13 protein-coding genes are annotated in these 16,099 nt (G+C 61.9%); 5 read left to right on the top strand and 8 right to left on the bottom strand.

What is annotated here, in order from left to right; translation table 11 throughout:
• From DIE04_RS14660 to dnaA, 7 genes are all read right to left on the bottom strand, one after another.
• Entirely contained in the window at positions 1 to 1,164 is a 1,164-nt protein-coding gene (locus DIE04_RS14660; RefSeq protein WP_124573059.1) for a restriction endonuclease subunit S, read from the bottom strand.
• Positions 1,157 to 2,788, bottom strand: a complete 1,632-nt coding sequence (locus DIE04_RS14655) for a class I SAM-dependent DNA methyltransferase (protein ID WP_221621946.1) — start codon at positions 2,786 to 2,788, stop codon at positions 1,157 to 1,159. The genes DIE04_RS14660 and DIE04_RS14655 overlap by 8 nt, the downstream gene beginning before the upstream one ends.
• Positions 2,785 to 4,287, bottom strand: a complete 1,503-nt coding sequence (locus tag DIE04_RS14650; RefSeq protein ID WP_124573057.1) for a class I SAM-dependent DNA methyltransferase — start codon at positions 4,285 to 4,287, stop codon at positions 2,785 to 2,787. Before DIE04_RS14650 ends, DIE04_RS14655 begins: the two co-directional genes overlap by 4 nt.
• Positions 4,284 to 4,481: a hypothetical protein gene (locus tag DIE04_RS14645; protein ID WP_124573055.1), complete on the bottom strand. Its 198-nt coding sequence runs from the start codon at positions 4,479 to 4,481 to the stop codon at positions 4,284 to 4,286. Before DIE04_RS14645 ends, DIE04_RS14650 begins: the two co-directional genes overlap by 4 nt.
• Positions 4,482 to 5,142: 661 nt before the next feature.
• Complete coding sequence (gene gyrB, locus DIE04_RS14640) at positions 5,143 to 7,617, bottom strand: DNA topoisomerase (ATP-hydrolyzing) subunit B (protein WP_124520607.1); 2,475 nt, start codon at positions 7,615 to 7,617, stop codon at positions 5,143 to 5,145.
• A gap of 191 nt (positions 7,618 to 7,808) precedes the next feature.
• Positions 7,809 to 8,915, bottom strand: coding sequence for a DNA polymerase III subunit beta (gene dnaN / locus DIE04_RS14635; protein ID WP_006756934.1), 1,107 nt, complete (start codon positions 8,913 to 8,915; stop codon positions 7,809 to 7,811).
• A gap of 170 nt (positions 8,916 to 9,085) precedes the next feature.
• Positions 9,086 to 10,669 carry a chromosomal replication initiator protein DnaA gene (gene dnaA / locus DIE04_RS14630; RefSeq protein WP_044848662.1) on the bottom strand — a complete coding sequence of 528 codons (1,584 nt, stop codon included), beginning with the start codon at positions 10,667 to 10,669 and terminating at the stop codon, positions 9,086 to 9,088.
• A gap of 421 nt (positions 10,670 to 11,090) precedes the next feature.
• On the opposite strand from dnaA, the gene rpmH reads away from it, so the two are divergent.
• The 4 genes from rpmH to yidC all read left to right on the top strand — a co-directional run bounded on the left by rpmH (position 11,091) and on the right by yidC (position 13,711).
• On the top strand, positions 11,091 to 11,225 hold the full coding sequence (gene rpmH, locus DIE04_RS14625) for a 50S ribosomal protein L34 (protein ID WP_004198824.1): 135 nt from the start codon (positions 11,091 to 11,093) through the stop codon (positions 11,223 to 11,225).
• A gap of 15 nt (positions 11,226 to 11,240) precedes the next feature.
• Complete coding sequence (rnpA, locus tag DIE04_RS14620; protein ID WP_069746674.1) at positions 11,241 to 11,702, top strand: ribonuclease P protein component; 462 nt, start codon at positions 11,241 to 11,243, stop codon at positions 11,700 to 11,702.
• Positions 11,703 to 11,777: 75 nt separating this feature from the next.
• The gene (gene yidD, locus DIE04_RS14615; protein WP_006750110.1) at positions 11,778 to 12,044 is read left to right on the top strand and encodes a membrane protein insertion efficiency factor YidD; all 267 of its coding nucleotides are present in this window, start codon (positions 11,778 to 11,780) and stop codon (positions 12,042 to 12,044) included.
• Between the two features lie 8 nt (positions 12,045 to 12,052).
• Complete coding sequence (yidC, locus tag DIE04_RS14610; protein ID WP_124520590.1) at positions 12,053 to 13,711, top strand: membrane protein insertase YidC; 1,659 nt, start codon at positions 12,053 to 12,055, stop codon at positions 13,709 to 13,711.
• A gap of 121 nt (positions 13,712 to 13,832) precedes the next feature.
• Here yidC and DIE04_RS14605 read toward each other — a convergent pair whose 3' ends face one another.
• Positions 13,833 to 14,270, bottom strand: a complete 438-nt coding sequence (locus tag DIE04_RS14605; RefSeq protein ID WP_124486743.1) for a helix-turn-helix domain-containing protein — start codon at positions 14,268 to 14,270, stop codon at positions 13,833 to 13,835.
• 337 nt (positions 14,271 to 14,607) lie between these two features.
• Between DIE04_RS14605 and mnmE the strand changes: the two genes are divergently transcribed.
• Entirely contained in the window at positions 14,608 to 16,002 is a 1,395-nt protein-coding gene (mnmE, locus tag DIE04_RS14600; RefSeq protein ID WP_124520589.1) for a tRNA uridine-5-carboxymethylaminomethyl(34) synthesis GTPase MnmE, read from the top strand.
• The last annotated feature ends 97 nt before the right edge of the window (positions 16,003 to 16,099 follow it).

The following is a 16,099-nucleotide window of genomic DNA, read 5'->3' as shown; positions in this document are numbered from 1 at the left end:
CTACTCCATTGATAACGCTGCTAGATGAGCGGCACGGCGGATCTCATGAGTTGCGCCGAGTCTCTTTGTCAACTGGCTTTCTGTCGTCTCAATTTCCCTGAGCTGACCGACTAACCCGCGCTGTACCTCAATTGGGGGAATTGAAATCGGGAAGTTTTTTAGCAGTCCGCAACTTAGTGCGTGCTGATTGGTGCCCTGCGACCAATGCCGCAGAGCTTCATAGTTGGATTCCAAAAGGTAGAAGAGATACCAAGGATCAAGCGACGCACCAGGAATGACAGCACCGAAGTTTTGGTTAATACACGAATCTATGCCGAGCATTGCTGCACGTCCTCGTGTCTGGCCTTCGCCTATCATGGCAACCAATGTTGAGCCTTCTGGAATCAATGTCAGTGGGCATTCTGAGAGAGCCTTTTCGGTAATGAATTCGTTAGCTTCCAGAATCACGCGGTCATTTACCTTCCCGGTTGGAAGCCAAGGAATTGTCCCTTTCCAATACTCATCCTTAGCCCGCCGAGGAGTTGAGCCGTTCTTGATCTCTGCAACCGACCCCATCTTTACCTTCGGGTATTCAAGCGTGGAGAATGCGTCCAACGCGAATGATTTCCTTAATTTTGTTGCGGCTCTGAGTGCGCACAGAACAGCCTCGGCTTGCTCGTCTACAGACAAAAGCAAGCGCACTGCGCGTCGCTGCTCATCCATCGGCGGCAGCGCAAACTCGAAATCCGCCAAACTCGTCCAGTTCGTGCGCGGGCTCAACGAGCCGGCCGATGTGCCTACCGCGTGATTGAAAAAGGCATCGGTCTGGCAAATGAAAGGCAGCAAATCCGGCAGCAAGACCTGCGCATCCTTAGTCTCCAGCACGTAGATGTCACCGGAGCAAACGCCGGAGAAATCCGCCACGGCCACCTTGCGTTGGTAGGCGCGGCGCTTGCCGAACAACACCTGCCCGGGTTGAAACACGCTGGTGAAGGTAACACCGTCAGCGACGTTGCCCCAACTGCGGATGCGCAAATCGCCTGGTTCGAGGTGTTCCAGACCGACGTAACGTTCAAAGCCATCGGCCAGCGGATCTTGGCTGCGAGCCTTCGAGAGCCGCACCACATCGCCAAACTTCACCTCGCGCCAACCGGGTTTCAGGTTCTTGTTCTTCTTGTCAGACACGCTCGATGTCCTCCGTAGTCAGTCCATCCAGCGTTTCCACGAGTGCGTCCATCTGCTGCCAGAAGGCGCGGCCGTCGTTCTGCCACTGCCCCCAGGCAGAGCGCAGCGATAGCGCGTCGCCATTGCGGTCGGTTGCAATGGCTGCGGCAATGCGCTTCACGTATAGCGGAATCGACAGGTTGCCAGCGTTCGCGCCGATCTCGACCAAGGTGGCGACCTTGGCGAAACCGGACACATCCGCAAACGTCTTGTAGGCCGCCAAGATGCGCTCCTGGTGCTCGGGCTTGAGGAAGCTCTGCGCTCGCTCACGGGTGACCTCGTTCACCGCATCGATAAAGATCACCTTGCCTTTTCGTGCTGCCGTTTTCTTGCGGTTGCAAATGATGACGCACGACTCCATCGGGGAGTTATAGAACAGGTTCGGCCCCAGGCCGATGACGGCTTCGACCCAATCCTGTTCGACCATCTTGGTGCGCATCGTCTGTTCTTCATTGCGGAACAGGACACCGTGGGGCCAGAGCACCGCACAGCGGCCTTTGGCTGTGAGGCTGGTCAGGATGTGCTGCTGGAACGCATAGTCGGCGCGGCCCTGCGGCGGCGTGCCCAGCGAGTTGCGGCCCCACTTGTCACTACTCCAACCCTCGCGGTTCCACTGCTTGATGGAGTACGGCGGGTTGGCCAGGATCACATCAAACTGGCGCAGACGATCACCCTCGATGTGCTTGGGGTCGGCCAGTGTGTCGCCCCGGATGATCTCGAAGTCCTCCACGCCGTGTAGGAACAAGTTCATGCGGGCGATGGATGAGGTGATCAAGTTGCGCTCCTGCCCGTAGAGCTTGAGCGTGCGGTATTCGCCGCCGGAGCGCTTCACTTCGTCCAGCGCTGAGATCAACATGCCGCCGGTGCCGCACGTGGGGTCGTAGATCGACTCGCCCGCCTGCGGCGCCAGGAGTTGCGTCATCAGGTGGACAACGGTGCGGTTGGTGTAAAACTCGGCGGCCGTATGGCCGGAGTCGTCCGCGAACTTCTTGATCAGGTATTCGTACGCGTTGCCCAGCTCGTCCTCGGGGACGTTGGCCACCGACAGCGTTTGGGTCGAGAAGTGCTCGATCAGGTTCTTCAGCGTTTCGTCGGGCAGGCGCTCGCGGTTGGCCCAAGGGGCATCGCCGAAGATGCCATCGAGCAGATCCGGGTTGGCCGTCTCGATGGCGCGCATGGCCTTCTGAATGGCTGCACCGACGTTCCTCGTGGTCTGTCGCATGTCATTCCAGTGCGCACCCGCAGGGATCTGGAATCGGTGGTTCTCGGCAAACTGCGCGTAGGAAAGATCGCCGTCCGAGTTGGCCAGTGCCACTCGGTATTCCTCGTCCCAGACATCCGACATGCGCTTGTAGAACAGCAACGGGAAGATGAACTGCTTGTAGTCACCTGCGTCGATGAGGCCGCGCAGGAGCACGGCAGCGCCCCACAGGTAGCTTTCCAGCTCTTGCTGGCTGATGCGCTTAGGGTTACCAGTCTTCTCTTGTTCCATTTGGGCAAACTTGTCCTTCAGTCGCGCACGCGCAGCGTGCGCCATTTCTTCAGTGAAGATCTTGTTGTCCTTGAAGGGGCGGTCTGAACTCATTGCAGCCATCCCCCGTCAATCATGATCTGCCCCAGCCGCTCTTCTGCCTCGCGACAGCGGGTAAGCACATCCTTGAATGCCGCGATGGCGTCAGGCAGTGGTGGGATATCTTCTTGCAGTGGTGGCGGGACGTAGCGTGAAATGTTTAGGGTCCAGTCCTCGGCCTTGATCTCGTCGAAGCTGACCACACGAACCGCGTCCTGAACGTCGGCAAAGCCGCGATACCAGCCCAGGATTGCGGTGGCGTGCTCGGGCTCCAGATAGTTTTGGGCACGCCCCCGACGGAACAGTCGTGAGGCATCGGCGATCAGCACCTTTTTCTTGTGCTTGGTCGGTTTGCGCTTACGCAGTACCAGGATGCATGCCGCGAGCCCTGTTCCGTAGAACAGGTTGGGCCCGAGCCCAATCACGGCCTCGATCAGATCCAACTCCAGCAGTTTTTGGCGGATGCTGCCTTCCACACCTTTGCGGAACAGGGCACCCTGGGGTAGCACCACCGCCATCCGGCCGGTCATGTCTGCCATCGACTTGACCATGTGCTGCACCCAAGCGAAGTCCCCGCTGGATGACGGTGGTAGACCAGCAAAGTTGCGGCCAAAAGGATCGTTCAGCCACAGGTCCTCGCCCCACTTTTCCAACGAGAACGGCGGATTTGCGATCACGCAATCAAAGGTGGCCAGCCGGTCGCCCTCGAAGAAGGCTGGGTTGCGCAGCGTGTCACCGCGCACCACCTGGAAGTCCTCAATGCCATGTAGGAACAGGTTCATCCGCGCGATGGATGAAGTGGTGAGGTTCTTTTCCTGCCCGTACAGCTTGCCCCACAGGCGCTTGACGTCGCCATGCATCTCTTTGACGTGCTGCACGGCAGCCAGCAACATGCCGCCGGTGCCGCAGGCCGGGTCGTAGATGGTCTCGGCTTCCCTGGGGTCTAGCATGTCGATCATCAGCCGTACCACGCTGCGCGGGGTATAGAACTCGCCCGCCTTCTTGTTCGTTGCGTCCGCGAACTTCTTGATCAGGTACTCGTAGGCATCTCCGAGGAGGTCTGAGTTGACGTTGTCGTTGCCAAGGGGCAGCGCCGAAAAATGCTCAATCAGATCCTTGAGTAGCGCGTCGGACAGGCGTTCCTTGTTGGACCACTGCGCGTCGCCGAACACGCCATACAGCGTGTCTGGATTGGACTTCTCAATTTCGCGCATCGCGCGTTGCAGCGCTGCCCCGACGTTGCTGGCTTTGGTGCGGACGTCGTTCCAGTGGCAGTCTTCCGGGATTTGAAATCGGTGCGATTCCGGGAACCAGGCGAGTTGCTCGTCGCCAGTCTCCTCAACGATCTCCTGATACTCCTCGTCCCAGACATCGCAGACGCGCTTGAAGAACAACAACGGGAAGATATAGGTTTTGAAGTCAGCCGCATCCACGGGGCCGCGCAGGATGTTGGCGGATTCCCAGAGGTGGCCTTCGAGCTGGCCGAGGGTGACGGTTGGCAACGGACGATTCATTTCGATTGTGTTCTCTTGGGCGACGCGTGCTGAGGACCGTCTGCGTGCAAGCCGTGTTGCTGCGCATACTCCAGCACAAGAATCTCGATCATTGATGCCACCGACCTGCGCTCATGCGCAGCAGCCACGCGCAGCAGTTGCTTGATGTCGGCAGAAGTGCGGATGGAAAGGGTTTCGTCTTTCAGGCGTGACATGACGGTGTCTCAGCAATAATGTCATGCAAATGTACTGCATTTTGCACTGCATGCCTATCTGGACCCCTCATGCGCTTAACCGGCGAGTTGGTGTATTTCGCTCGCTAACCCACGCTACGCGCGGGACTCGCGAAAGAAAATAGTTCTTCCGTCGATTCAAAGAAATTTGAGCTACCTATCACCTGCGTGAGCACGACTGGTTGCCCGGACGCTTTCCTTCTGCTTTCTCGTGGCGTTCAACGTTATAAATCCCTGGCAATAGCTTTCGTCGACAAAGTCAAGGCGTATGTGGCAACGTTCGTGACAAGAGAGCATAAATCCATGGCGAGTAGGAAAACGTGGCCGAATTCTCTGGGCTGTGAAGGGAAACCCAAATCCAGAAAAGCAAATAAAAACCCCGCGAGCCATACGGAAAGCGGGGTTTGCGAATGAAACAGAATTGGAATGGTTGTCGAGGAGCAGGGGGGCAAACCCCTCAACTGGGTACTGCAAAGTCAAGCTTCAACGCTATGGCTTTGCACTTGCTTTTCAAAATTTCCGCTAGGAACAGTGCATAACGCACGCCAAATTTCTTCGGAAATTTTCACGAAATGTGTCTTCAGTTTTCAGCTTTTGTGTCGAATTTTTCACTTATAGTGACATTCGACAGCTGGCAGGGCGTTCAAACGTCAATATTCCCCGCCCGCAACGCATTCGACTCGATAAACGCCCGCCGCGGCTCGACATCATCCCCCATGAGGGTAGTAAAGATCCCATCCGCAGCGATCGCATCTTCGATCTGCACACGCAGCAACCGCCGCACTGCCGGATCCATCGTCGTTTCCCACAGCTGCTCGGGGTTCATCTCGCCGAGCCCCTTATAGCGTTGTTTGGAGACGTTGCGTTCAGCATCGGCCAGCAGCCACTTCATCGCGCTCTTGAAGTCCGCCACGGCCATGCTGCGCTCACCGCGCTTGATGACCGCGCCTTCCCCAATCAGCCCCTTGAACGTATTCGCGGTGGTCACGAGCTGCTGATAATCCGCCGTGTGCTGGAATTCCTGGTCGATGACCGAAACCCGCACGTTGCCGTGATGGGTACGTTCGACATGCAGCGACCGCTGTTCGCGAACCGGGTCATACGAAGGCACGACACGAACTTCGTTCTTCAGCGCTTCATCATGCAACGCAGCGTGCAGCGCTTTAGCCGAAGCCTCAGTCGAAGTCTCAGTGGAAAGATCGATCACCACCCCATCCATGACCGCTTCCAGCGCAGCCGGGTCATACAACCGGCTCAACCGCTCGATCACGCTTTGCGACAGCAGATACGACCGTGCCAACTCCCCAAGCGCATCACCCGAAATCGCCGCAGCATTCTCACCCGGCACCAGCTCCGACCCTTGCAGCGCCAACCGCAGCATATGCGCGTTGAGCTCCACGTCGTCCTTCAGATACCGCTCGTCCTTGCCCGCCTTGATTTTGTAAAGCGGCGGCTGCGCGATATACACGTACCCGCGCTCGATCATGTCCGGCATCTGGCGATACAGGAACGTGAGCAGCAGCGTCCGGATGTGCGCCCCGTCGACGTCCGCGTCGGTCATGATGATGATGCGGTGATAACGCAGCTTCTCGAGGTTGTAATCTTCCTTGCCGATCCCGCACCCGAGCGCGGTCACGAGCGTGACGATCTGTTCCGACGACAGCAGCTTGTCGTAGCGTGCCTTTTCGACGTTCAGCACCTTGCCGCGCAGCGGCAGGATCGCCTGGAACTTGCGATCACGCCCTTGCTTCGCCGAGCCACCTGCCGAGTCACCCTCGACGATGTAGATTTCGCACTTCGCCGGGTCTTTCTCCTGGCAGTCCGCGAGCTTGCCCGGCAGGCCAACGCCATCGAGCACGCCCTTACGGCGCGTCATCTCGCGTGCCTTCCGCGCTGCATCACGTGCGCGAGCAGCCTCAACAATCTTCCCGCAGATGATCTTCGCGTCGATCGGCGTTTCGAGCAGGAACTCTTCCAGCGCCTTCGCCACAACCTCTTCAACCGGCGCACGAACCTCGGAAGAAACCAGCTTGTCCTTCGTCTGCGAGCTGAACTTCGGCTCCGGCACCTTCACGGACAGCACGCACGACAGCCCTTCGCGCATGTCGTCGCCGGTCGTCTCGACCTTCGCCTTCTTCGCGATTTCGTTGTCGGTGATGTACTTGTTGATGACGCGCGTCATCGCGGCCCGCAGGCCGGTCAGGTGCGTGCCGCCGTCGCGCTGCGGAATGTTGTTCGTGAAGCACAGCACGTTTTCGTTGTAGCTGTCGTTCCACTGCATCGCGACTTCGACGCCCACGCCATCCTTCTCGCCGTTGGCGAAGAACACCGTCGGGTGCAGGTTGGTCTTCGTCTTGTTGATGAACTCGACGAAGCCCTTCACACCGCCGGCGAACGCGAAATCGTCTTCCTTGCCCGAGCGCAGGTCCGTGAGACGAATCCGCACGCCGTTGTTCAGGAACGAGAGTTCACGCATCCGCTTCGCGAGGATGTCGTAGTGATACTCGACCGTGCCGAAAATGGTCGGATCGGCCATGAAGTGCACTTCGGTGCCGCGGTTCTCGGTGTCGCCGGTGATCAGCATCGGCGAAACTTCCACGCCGTCCACCGTCTCGAGCACGCGCTCCTGCGCGACGCCGCGATGGAACTCCATGAAATGCTTCTTGCCGTTCCGGCGCACGGTGAGGCGCAGCCAGCTCGACAGCGCGTTCACGCACGACACGCCCACGCCGTGCAGGCCGCCCGACACCTTGTAGCTGTTCTGGTCGAACTTGCCGCCGGCGTGCAGCTCGGTCATCACGATTTCAGCCGCACTGCGCTTCGGTTCGTGCTTGTCGTTCATCTTCACGTCGGTCGGAATCCCGCGGCCGTTGTCGGTCACGGAAATCGAGTTGTCGGCGTGAATCGTCACGTGGATGTCGTTGCAGTACCCGGCCAACGCTTCGTCGATCGAGTTGTCGAGCACCTCGAACACGAGGTGGTGCAGACCGGTGCCGTCAGACGTGTCGCCGATGTACATCCCGGGGCGCTTGCGCACCGCTTCCAGACCTTCGAGGATCTGGATCGACGAGGCGCCGTAGCTGCTGTTATCGGGTTGCGAATTGTGCTGTTCACTCATGGATATCTTCCGGTTCTGCGAGGCCACTCAGGTGGCGGCGCGGTGCGTTTCAGCGAGAAATCGCCGGGCCGCTCCAGTTTCCTGGCCCGCCCGAAGTGCCGAAAAGGCACTAAAAGGGCGGGTTGTCGGTTCGCCATAAAAACGCCAAAGGGGCTTGCCGCCCCCTGGTGTGTGTCGCGATGTCGTGCGCGTCAGATGCGCATCGGCATCACGACATACTTGAACTCGTCGTTCTCGGGCACGGTAATCAGCGCGCTCGAGCTGGCGTCGCCGAGGCTCACCTGCACGGTGTCGACCTTCAGGTTCGCGAGCACGTCGAGCAGATACGTGACGTTGAAGCCGATGTCGACGGTATCGCCCTGGTAGGCGATTTCGAGTTCTTCCTGCGCCTCTTCCTGATCGGCGTTGGTCGACATGATCTTCAGCTGGCCCGGTGCGATGATGCAGCGCACGCCCTTGAACTTGTCCGAGGTCAGGATCGCCGCGCGCTGCAGCGAACGCTGCAGTTCTTCACGGCCGATCTCGAACGTGTTCTTGTGCGCCTTCGGGATCACGCGCTGGAAGTCGGGGAACTTGCCCTCGACGAGTTTCGACACGAGCTCGACCTGGCCGAACGTGAACTTGGCCTGGGTTTGCGCGATGTCGATGGTGACGGTGTCGTCGATGTCTTCGAGCAGGCGCTGCAGCTCGAGAATCGTCTTGCGCGGCACGATGACTTCCTGGCGGCCGAACGTGCCGCCTTCGAGCTTCATCGACGAGAACGCGAGGCGGTGGCCGTCGGTGGCCACGGCCATCAGCTGGTCGCCGTCGACGACGAGCAGCATGCCGTTCAGGTAGTAGCGGATGTCCTGCTGCGCCATCGCGAAGTGAACCATGCCGAGCAGCTGGCGGAACGACTTCTGCGGGACGGTGAGCGTGGCGCCGAAATCCTTCGCCTGCGCGACGGTCGGGAACTCGTCGGCCGCGAGCGTCTGCAGTGCGAAGCGGCTCTTGCCCGATTGAACGGTGAGGCGCTTGTCGGCGAGCGACAGCGTGACCTGGCCGTCAGGCATCGCGCGCAGGATGTCGAGCAGCTTGCGCGCGGCGACGGTGGTCGCGACCTGGTCGCCGCCGACGCCGAAATCGGCGCGCGTGGTGATCTGCAGCTCCAGGTCGGTCGACAGGAACGAAACGTCCGGGCCGTTCTTGGTGATCAGCAGGTTGGCGAGGATCGGCAACGTATGGCGGCGTTCGACGATGCCGCTGACCGTTTGCAGCGGCCTGAGGAGTGTGTCTCGTTCGGTCTTGACCAGTTGCATAGAGTTCCTTCGTTGAGTAACGGCCTGCAGCGCAGCAGCCTCGCAGCGCCCCGCCGGCCGGGCTCTTGGCCCGCCACCACCGGGGCGGTCAAACCAGTATTGTGCCTCAAAACCGAACCGCCCCCCTTAAATTGGGGCGGAGGCCGAATTATCAAGCGCGGTGCGCGCGCTCAGCCCTTCAGCGTCTGTTCCAGCACGTGCAGCTCATGGTTGAGCTGCGCGTCCTTGCTGCGCTCGTCGGCGATCTTGCGCACCGCGTGCAGCACGGTAGTGTGATCGCGCCCGCCGAACAGCTCGCCGATTTCCGGCAGGCTCTTCTGCGTGAGTTCCTTCGCGAGATACATCGCAATCTGCCGCGGCCGCGCGATGTTCGCGGGGCGCTTCTTCGAATACATGTCGGCGACCTTGATGTTGTAGAAGTCGGCGACGGTCTTCTGGATGTTCTCGACCGAAATCTGCCGGTTCTGCACGGTCAGCAGGTCCTTCAGCGCTTCCTTGGTCAGCTCGATCGAGATCTCGCGGCCGTGGAACTTCGAATACGCGAGGATCTTGCGCAGCGCGCCTTCGAGTTCGCGCACGTTCGAGCGCAGGTGCTTCGCGACGAAGAACGCGACGTCTTCCGACAGGTTCACGCCTTCCGACTGCGCCTTGCGCATCAGGATCGCGACGCGCATTTCCAGCTCGGGCGGCTCGATCGCGACGGTGAGGCCCGAGTCGAAGCGCGAGATCAGGCGATCGTCGATGCCCGAGATTTCCTTCGGATACGTGTCGCTGGTGATGATCACCTGCGCCTTGTTCGCGACCAGCGCCTCGAACGCGTAGAAGAATTCCTCTTGCGTGCGCGACTTGCCGGAGAAGAACTGGATATCGTCGATCAGCAGCAGGTCGAGTGAGTGGTAGTAGCGCTTGAAGTCGTCGAACGCCTTGCGCTGGTACGCCTTCACCACGTCGGACACGTACTGTTCCGCATGGATGTAGCGGATCCGCGCGCCGGCCTTGTCGAGCAGCAGCTGGTTGCCGATCGCGTGGATCAGGTGGGTCTTGCCGAGGCCGACGCCGCCGTACAGGAACAGCGGGTTGTACGAGATGCCCGGGTTGTCCGCGACCTGGATCGCGGCGGCGCGCGCGAGCTGGTTCGCCTTACCGGTCACGAAGTTGTCGAACGTGAGCACGGGGTTCAGCTTCGAGCGCTCGTACATCGAATCGGCTTCGCCGCCGTTCGCGGGTGCCGCACCGGGGCCCGGACGCCACGTGCGGCGGCCGGCCGCCGCTTCGTGCGCGGGCAGGCTCGGCAGGTCGATGTCGGCGTCGTCGGCGTTCAGGTGATGCGCGGCGGCAGCCGATGGCGTCATCGGCACGTCGGCCGGCGCGCTCGGTGCGGCCGATGCATTCGCGGTCAGATTGGCGGCGATCGCGGCCACCGTGGCGGCCGGGCCGCTCGGTGCGAGCGGCGCACGCGGCGCGGCTGCGCCCGGTGCGGCGCTGGCCGCTGCACTGCGCATGCCTGCCTTCGGATCGAGGACGAACTGGACTTCGATCGGCGCATTCCAGAAATCTCGGGCCAGATCTGAGATCCGTCCCGAAAACTGGCTCTTGACCCAGTCCAGCTTGAAGCGGTTCGGCGCGGCGATGGACAGCGTGTTCGCCGACGCATCGAAGGCCACCGGGGCCAAGGGTTTGATCCACGTCACGTACTGCTGGGGCGTCAGCTCGCGCTCCAGCAGTGCGGAACAGTGTTGCCAGAAATCGTTCATCAAGTAACTGTCGTTTTTTGCGTGCACAGCGCGGCTCGCCGGCGCCCTTGTCGCGGTTGCGCAACAAGGCCCGAAGCGGTCGTGCGAGCGTGCCTCGGACGCCTGCGTCACAGTGTTGGAGGGGCAGGCGCGGGCCGAGGCGGCGTGCGGGATTCTTGGAGATAAGGCGAGATTCTACCGCCAAACGCGGCCACAGCGCGAGTTATCCACAGGCCGGGATTGTGGGTCGCGGGGCCGGATCGGCGCGGGCCGGCACAGGCGAGCGACTCCTAAAGTATTGACCGTCAAGAGAAAAACGGTTTAAATAGCGGGTTCCGCGAAAACCAATCCTGTATTCCCGGCGATTGCGTTCGCCCGAATGCCTCCGGTTAAGGGCACGCGGTCCCCTGAATTTCGACATTCTCGAACAAGTGAGAACATCATGAAACGTACTTACCAACCGTCCGTGACGCGCCGCAAGCGCACCCATGGCTTCCGTGTCCGCATGAAGACGGCAGGTGGCCGCAAGGTCATCAACGCTCGCCGCGCGAAGGGCCGCAAGCGCCTCGCCATCTAAGGCAGGTTGCGCGCTGTGTCCGCCGTCCGCAGTCCTGCGGAAGGTGCCGTCGAGCCGGGTGCGAATCCGTCGCAGACGAAAGCCGCCTTCCCGAAAGCTGCGCGACTTCTGAAAACGGATGAATTTTCATCCGTTTTTCGTTTGCGCCCCTGGCGGCGCTCCGCGCACTTCGTGATCTACGGCAAGCCGACCGGTCAGCCCGCGCGTCTGGGGCTCGTCGTCGGCAAGAAGTATGCGCCGCGTGCAGTAACACGTAACCTCGTGAAGCGGCTGGCGCGCGACGCGTTTCGCCTGCGCCGGACCGAATTCGCCGGTTACGACCTGCTGCTGCGGCAGCACACGCGCTTCGACAAGAAAGCGCTGCCGAGCGCGGCTTCCGCCCCGCTCGCGGCGATGTGCGCGGCCGAGATCCGCGAACTGCTCGACAGGGCAGTCCGGGAAATCGCCCGCCGGGCGTCGAAGCCCGCGTCCGAGTGACGCATCCGTGTCCGGTGCGGCGTTCGCGCCTGCCCGGCCGGTTTTGACGCGGCGTCTTACGGCGCCGCCCAAGGTATGGAAACGGTATTGATCGCCTTGCTGCGCTTCTACAAGGTTGCCGTGAGCCCGATGCTCGGCAACCGTTGCCGTTTTTATCCTTCCTGTTCGGATTACGCGCGCGAGGCAATCCAGTATCATGGCGCCGCGCGCGGCACGTATCTCGCCGTCAGGCGCGTGTGCCGATGCCATCCGTTTTCCGCGGGCGGCATCGACCTCGTCCCGCCGCCCAACTCCGACACTCGCGCTCGCGGCGAAGCCGACGCGCGGTCCCATCGACTCTGAGACAACGCATGGATATCAAACGCACCGTCCTATGGGTGATCTTCTTCATGTCAGCTGTCATGCTGTACGACAACTGGCAGCGCGACCATGGACGCCCGTCGATGTTCTTCCCGAGCGCCACGCAAACGGCCCCCGCGGCTGCGGGCGGTGCATCGGGCACGGGCGCGACGACGACGACCGTAGGTGACGCACCTGCCGCAGCCGCAGGCACCGCACCGTCGACGACGGCACCGGCCGCGCAGGCGCAGCTCGTGAAGTTCTCGACCGACGTGTATGACGGCGAAATCGACACGCGCGGCGGCACGCTCGCGAAGCTGACGCTGAAGAAGCAGGGCGACGGCAAGCAGCCCGACCTGTACATCACGCTGTTCGACCATACGGCCGGCCACACGTATCTCGCGCGCTCGGGCCTGCTCGGCGGCGACTTCCCGAACCACAACGACGTCTACACGCAGGTCAACGCGGGCCCGACGTCGCTGACGGGCGACCAGAACACGCTGAAGCTGTCGTTCGAATCGCCGGTGAAGGGCGGCGTGAAGGTCGTGAAGACCTACACGTTCACGCGCGGCAGCTACGTGATCGGCGTCGACACGAAGATCGACAACGTCGGCACGGCACCGGTCACGCCGACGGTCTACATGGAACTGGTGCGCGACAACACGGCCGTCGAAACGCCGATGTTCTCGCATACGTTCCTCGGGCCGGCGGTCTACACGGACGCGAAGCACTTCCAGAAGATCGACTTCAGCGACCTCGACAAGAACAAGGCGAACTTCGAGAAGTCCTCCGACAACGGCTGGGTCGCGATGGTGCAGCACTACTTCGCGTCGGCCTGGATTCCGCAGCAGGGCGCGAAGCGCGACATCTACGCTGAAAAGATCGATCCGGCGCTGTACCGCGTCGGCGTGAAGCAGCCGGTCGCCGCGATCGCGCCGGGCCAGTCGGCCGACGTGCAGGCGCGCCTGTTCGCCGGTCCGGAAGAAGAGCGCATGCTCGAGGGCGTCGCGCCGGGCCTGGAACTCGTGAAGGACTACGGCTGGGTGACGATCATCGCGAAGCCGCTGTTCTGGCTGCTCGAGAAGATCCACGGCTTCGTCGGCAACTGGGGCTGGGCGATCGTGCTGCTGACGGTGCTGATCAAGGCGGTGTTCTTCCCGCTGTCGGCTGCCAGCTACAAGTCGATGGCGCGCATGAAGGAAATCACGCCGCGCATGCAGGCGCTGCGCGAACGCTTCAAGAGCGATCCGCAGAAGATGAACGCCGCGCTGATGGAGCTGTACAAGACCGAGAAGGTCAATCCGTTCGGCGGCTGCCTGCCGGTCGTGATCCAGATCCCGGTGTTCATCTCGCTGTACTGGGTGCTGCTCGCGTCGGTCGAAATGCGCGGCGCGCCGTGGATTCTGTGGATTCACGACCTGTCGCAGCGCGACCCGTTCTTCATCCTGCCGGTGCTGATGGCCGTCTCGATGTTCGTGCAGACGAGCCTGAACCCGACGCCGCCGGACCCGGTCCAGGCGAAGATGATGAAGTTCATGCCGATCGCGTTCTCGGTGATGTTCTTCTTCTTCCCGGCAGGTCTCGTGCTGTACTACGTCGTGAACAACGTGCTGTCGATCGCGCAGCAGTACTACATCACGCGCAAGCTCGGCGGCGGCAAGAAGGCCTGACGCCCTTGGCACACGCGGGCGGCCAGCCGTCCGCGATGCACGTAAGAAAGCCGCATGGTTTCATCCATGCGGCTTTTTTGTTTCTGTCGCGTGGCGGCGCGGGGGCGTTGACCGCTGCCGTTCAGGCTTTCTTCGCTTCGATTTTCGTGTCGCCGCCGTAGAACTGCTCGATCAGTTCCTGAACGAGGTAACGCTGATGCGGCGGCAACGCCTCGATCTTCGACGCGAGTTCGATCGTCTCGGGTGTTGGCGGATAACGCTCGTCGCGCGGCAGCGGTTGCGGCGTCGTGTGTTCGGTCACGCTCGGCGACGGGCCGTAATGCAGCCAATGCAGTTCGACGCGCAACCAGTCGGCGAGCGTTTCGAGTTTGTCCGGCGTCGGAATCGTGCGGCCCGTCAGCCATTTGTGCGCGGTTTGCGGCGAAACCGGCTGCGCACCGCGGTGACGCAGATTGAACCGGTTCGCGAGTTCCGTCGCGCCGGTGACCTTGTCCGGGCTGCGCCGCAAGGCGAATTTCAGGCGTTCCGAGAACGCTGCTTTTTCTTCGGGTGTCGGCATGGGGGTGATTGTGCAATTCCGCCGACACGTCTCAGACAACCATATAGGCTAAACATAGCCTATACGGACGAATCCCAACCTGCCGTGGACCGTGCGGCGGAATTGGGGCCGCAGTGTCGGACCGTTCGGAAAGGCATACTCGTCCGAAATGGACAGGACGTGATTGTCCGGCATTGATACTCGACTTATCCCCGTCGGGATAAATTCGGGTAAGTTCGACGCCGATCAGGCGTCCGGTGGCGTGCGGGCCGGCAGGCTACAATGCCGGCGTCCCGATGCCCGAACTGTTGTGCGGGCGCACCACTGACGCTCTGTTCACCCGATTCATCCGATTCCCATGCTCGCTACCGATTCCGATCCGATCGTCGCCATTGCCACTGCTGCCGGCCGGGGGGGCATCGGCGTCGTCCGCGTGTCGTTCGGGCGCGGCGGCGAGGCGGCCGCGCTGCCGCTGATCGACGCGTTGTGCGGGCAGCGGCTCGCGCCGCGCCATGCGAGCTATGTGCCGTTCCTCGACGCGCACGGCGCGCCGCTCGACCGCGGAATCGCGCTGTATTTCCCCGCGCCGCATTCGTACACCGGCGAGCACGTGCTCGAGTTGCAGGGGCACGGCGGGCCGATCGTGATGCAGCTGCTGCTGCAGCGTTGCCTCGATGCGGGGCGCGGCTTCGGGTTGCGGCTCGCGGAACCGGGCGAGTTCACGCGGCGCGCGTTTCTGAACGACAAGCTCGACCTCGCGCAGGCCGAGGCGGTGGCCGACCTGATCGAGGCGAGTACTGAAGCGGCGGCGCGCTCGGCCGGGCGCTCGCTCGACGGCGCGTTCTCGCGGCAGATCCACGCGCTCGTCGAGGATGTGATCACGCTGCGGATGCTGGTCGAGGCGACGCTCGATTTCCCGGAAGAGGAAATCGACTTCCTGGAAGCGGCCGATGCGCGCGGCAAGCTCGCGAGGATCCGCGAGCAACTGGCGCACGTGCTCGGTGACGCGCGGCAGGGCGCGCTGCTGCGTGAAGGGTTGTCGGTCGTGCTCGCGGGGCAGCCGAACGTCGGCAAGTCGTCGCTGCTGAATGCGCTCGCCGGCGCGGAGCTGGCGATCGTTACGCCGATCGCGGGCACGACGCGCGACAAGGTCGCGCAGACGATCCAGGTCGAAGGGATTCCGCTGCACATCATCGATACGGCCGGGCTGCGCGAGACGGAGGACGAAGTCGAGCGGATCGGGATTGCGCGCACGTGGAGCGAGATCGAGCGCGCCGACGTCGTGCTGCATCTGCTCGATTCGCGCACGGGGATGACGGCGGACGACGAGACGATCGCGGCACGGTTCCCGGATGGCGTGCCGGTGGTGCGGGTGTTGAACAAGACGGACCTCACCGGCGTGCCGGCGTGCGTCGAGCATCCGGCGGCCGAAGGCGACCTGACCGAGGTGCATCTGTCGGCCAAGCGCGGCGACGGCATCGACATGTTGCGCGCGGAACTGCTGCGGATCGCGGGGTGGCAGGCGGGGGCGGAAGGCGTTTATCTGGCGCGCGAGCGGCACTTGATTGCGCTGCGGGCTGCGCAGGAGCATCTGGCGCAGGCGGCGGATCACGCCGAGCAGCGCGCGCAATCGCTCGATCTGTTTGCGGAGGAACTGCGGCTCGCGCAGGAGCAACTCAATGCGATTACCGGGGAGTTCACTTCGGATGATCTGCTGGGCGTGATTTTCAGCAGGTTTTGTATTGGGAAATAACCTCGCTTCCACCGGGCTCCATCAAGGTCCACTGAAACCCTTGAAACCCGCATGAATACTAGGTTTCTTGCCCATCAAGCTCTGCTGAAGCACACTG

Source organism: Burkholderia sp. Bp8994 (assembly GCF_003853805.1).
In the GTDB taxonomy this organism is placed as follows: Bacteria; Pseudomonadota; Gammaproteobacteria; order Burkholderiales; family Burkholderiaceae; genus Burkholderia.
This window is presented reverse-complemented; position numbering and strand designations above follow the sequence as displayed.

What these genes read in the sequence shown, in the direction of transcription:
- DIE04_RS14655 (WP_221621946.1), bottom strand. Translation starts at nt 2,788, where the DNA reads ATGAGTTCAGACCGCCCCTTCAAGGACAACAAGATCTTCACTGAAGAA.
- dnaA (WP_044848662.1), bottom strand. Translation starts at nt 10,669, where the DNA reads ATGAACGATTTCTGGCAACACTGTTCCGCACTGCTGGAGCGCGAGCTG.
- yidC (WP_124520590.1), top strand. Translation starts at nt 12,053, where the DNA reads ATGGATATCAAACGCACCGTCCTATGGGTGATCTTCTTCATGTCAGCT.
- mnmE (WP_124520589.1), top strand. Translation starts at nt 14,608, where the DNA reads ATGCTCGCTACCGATTCCGATCCGATCGTCGCCATTGCCACTGCTGCC.
- yidD (WP_006750110.1), top strand. Translation starts at nt 11,778, where the DNA reads ATGGAAACGGTATTGATCGCCTTGCTGCGCTTCTACAAGGTTGCCGTG.
- gyrB (WP_124520607.1), bottom strand. Translation starts at nt 7,617, where the DNA reads ATGAGTGAACAGCACAATTCGCAACCCGATAACAGCAGCTACGGCGCC.
- DIE04_RS14645 (WP_124573055.1), bottom strand. Translation starts at nt 4,481, where the DNA reads ATGTCACGCCTGAAAGACGAAACCCTTTCCATCCGCACTTCTGCCGAC.
- DIE04_RS14650 (WP_124573057.1), bottom strand. Translation starts at nt 4,287, where the DNA reads ATGAATCGTCCGTTGCCAACCGTCACCCTCGGCCAGCTCGAAGGCCAC.
- rpmH (WP_004198824.1), top strand. Translation starts at nt 11,091, where the DNA reads ATGAAACGTACTTACCAACCGTCCGTGACGCGCCGCAAGCGCACCCAT.
- dnaN (WP_006756934.1), bottom strand. Translation starts at nt 8,915, where the DNA reads ATGCAACTGGTCAAGACCGAACGAGACACACTCCTCAGGCCGCTGCAA.
- DIE04_RS14605 (WP_124486743.1), bottom strand. Translation starts at nt 14,270, where the DNA reads ATGCCGACACCCGAAGAAAAAGCAGCGTTCTCGGAACGCCTGAAATTC.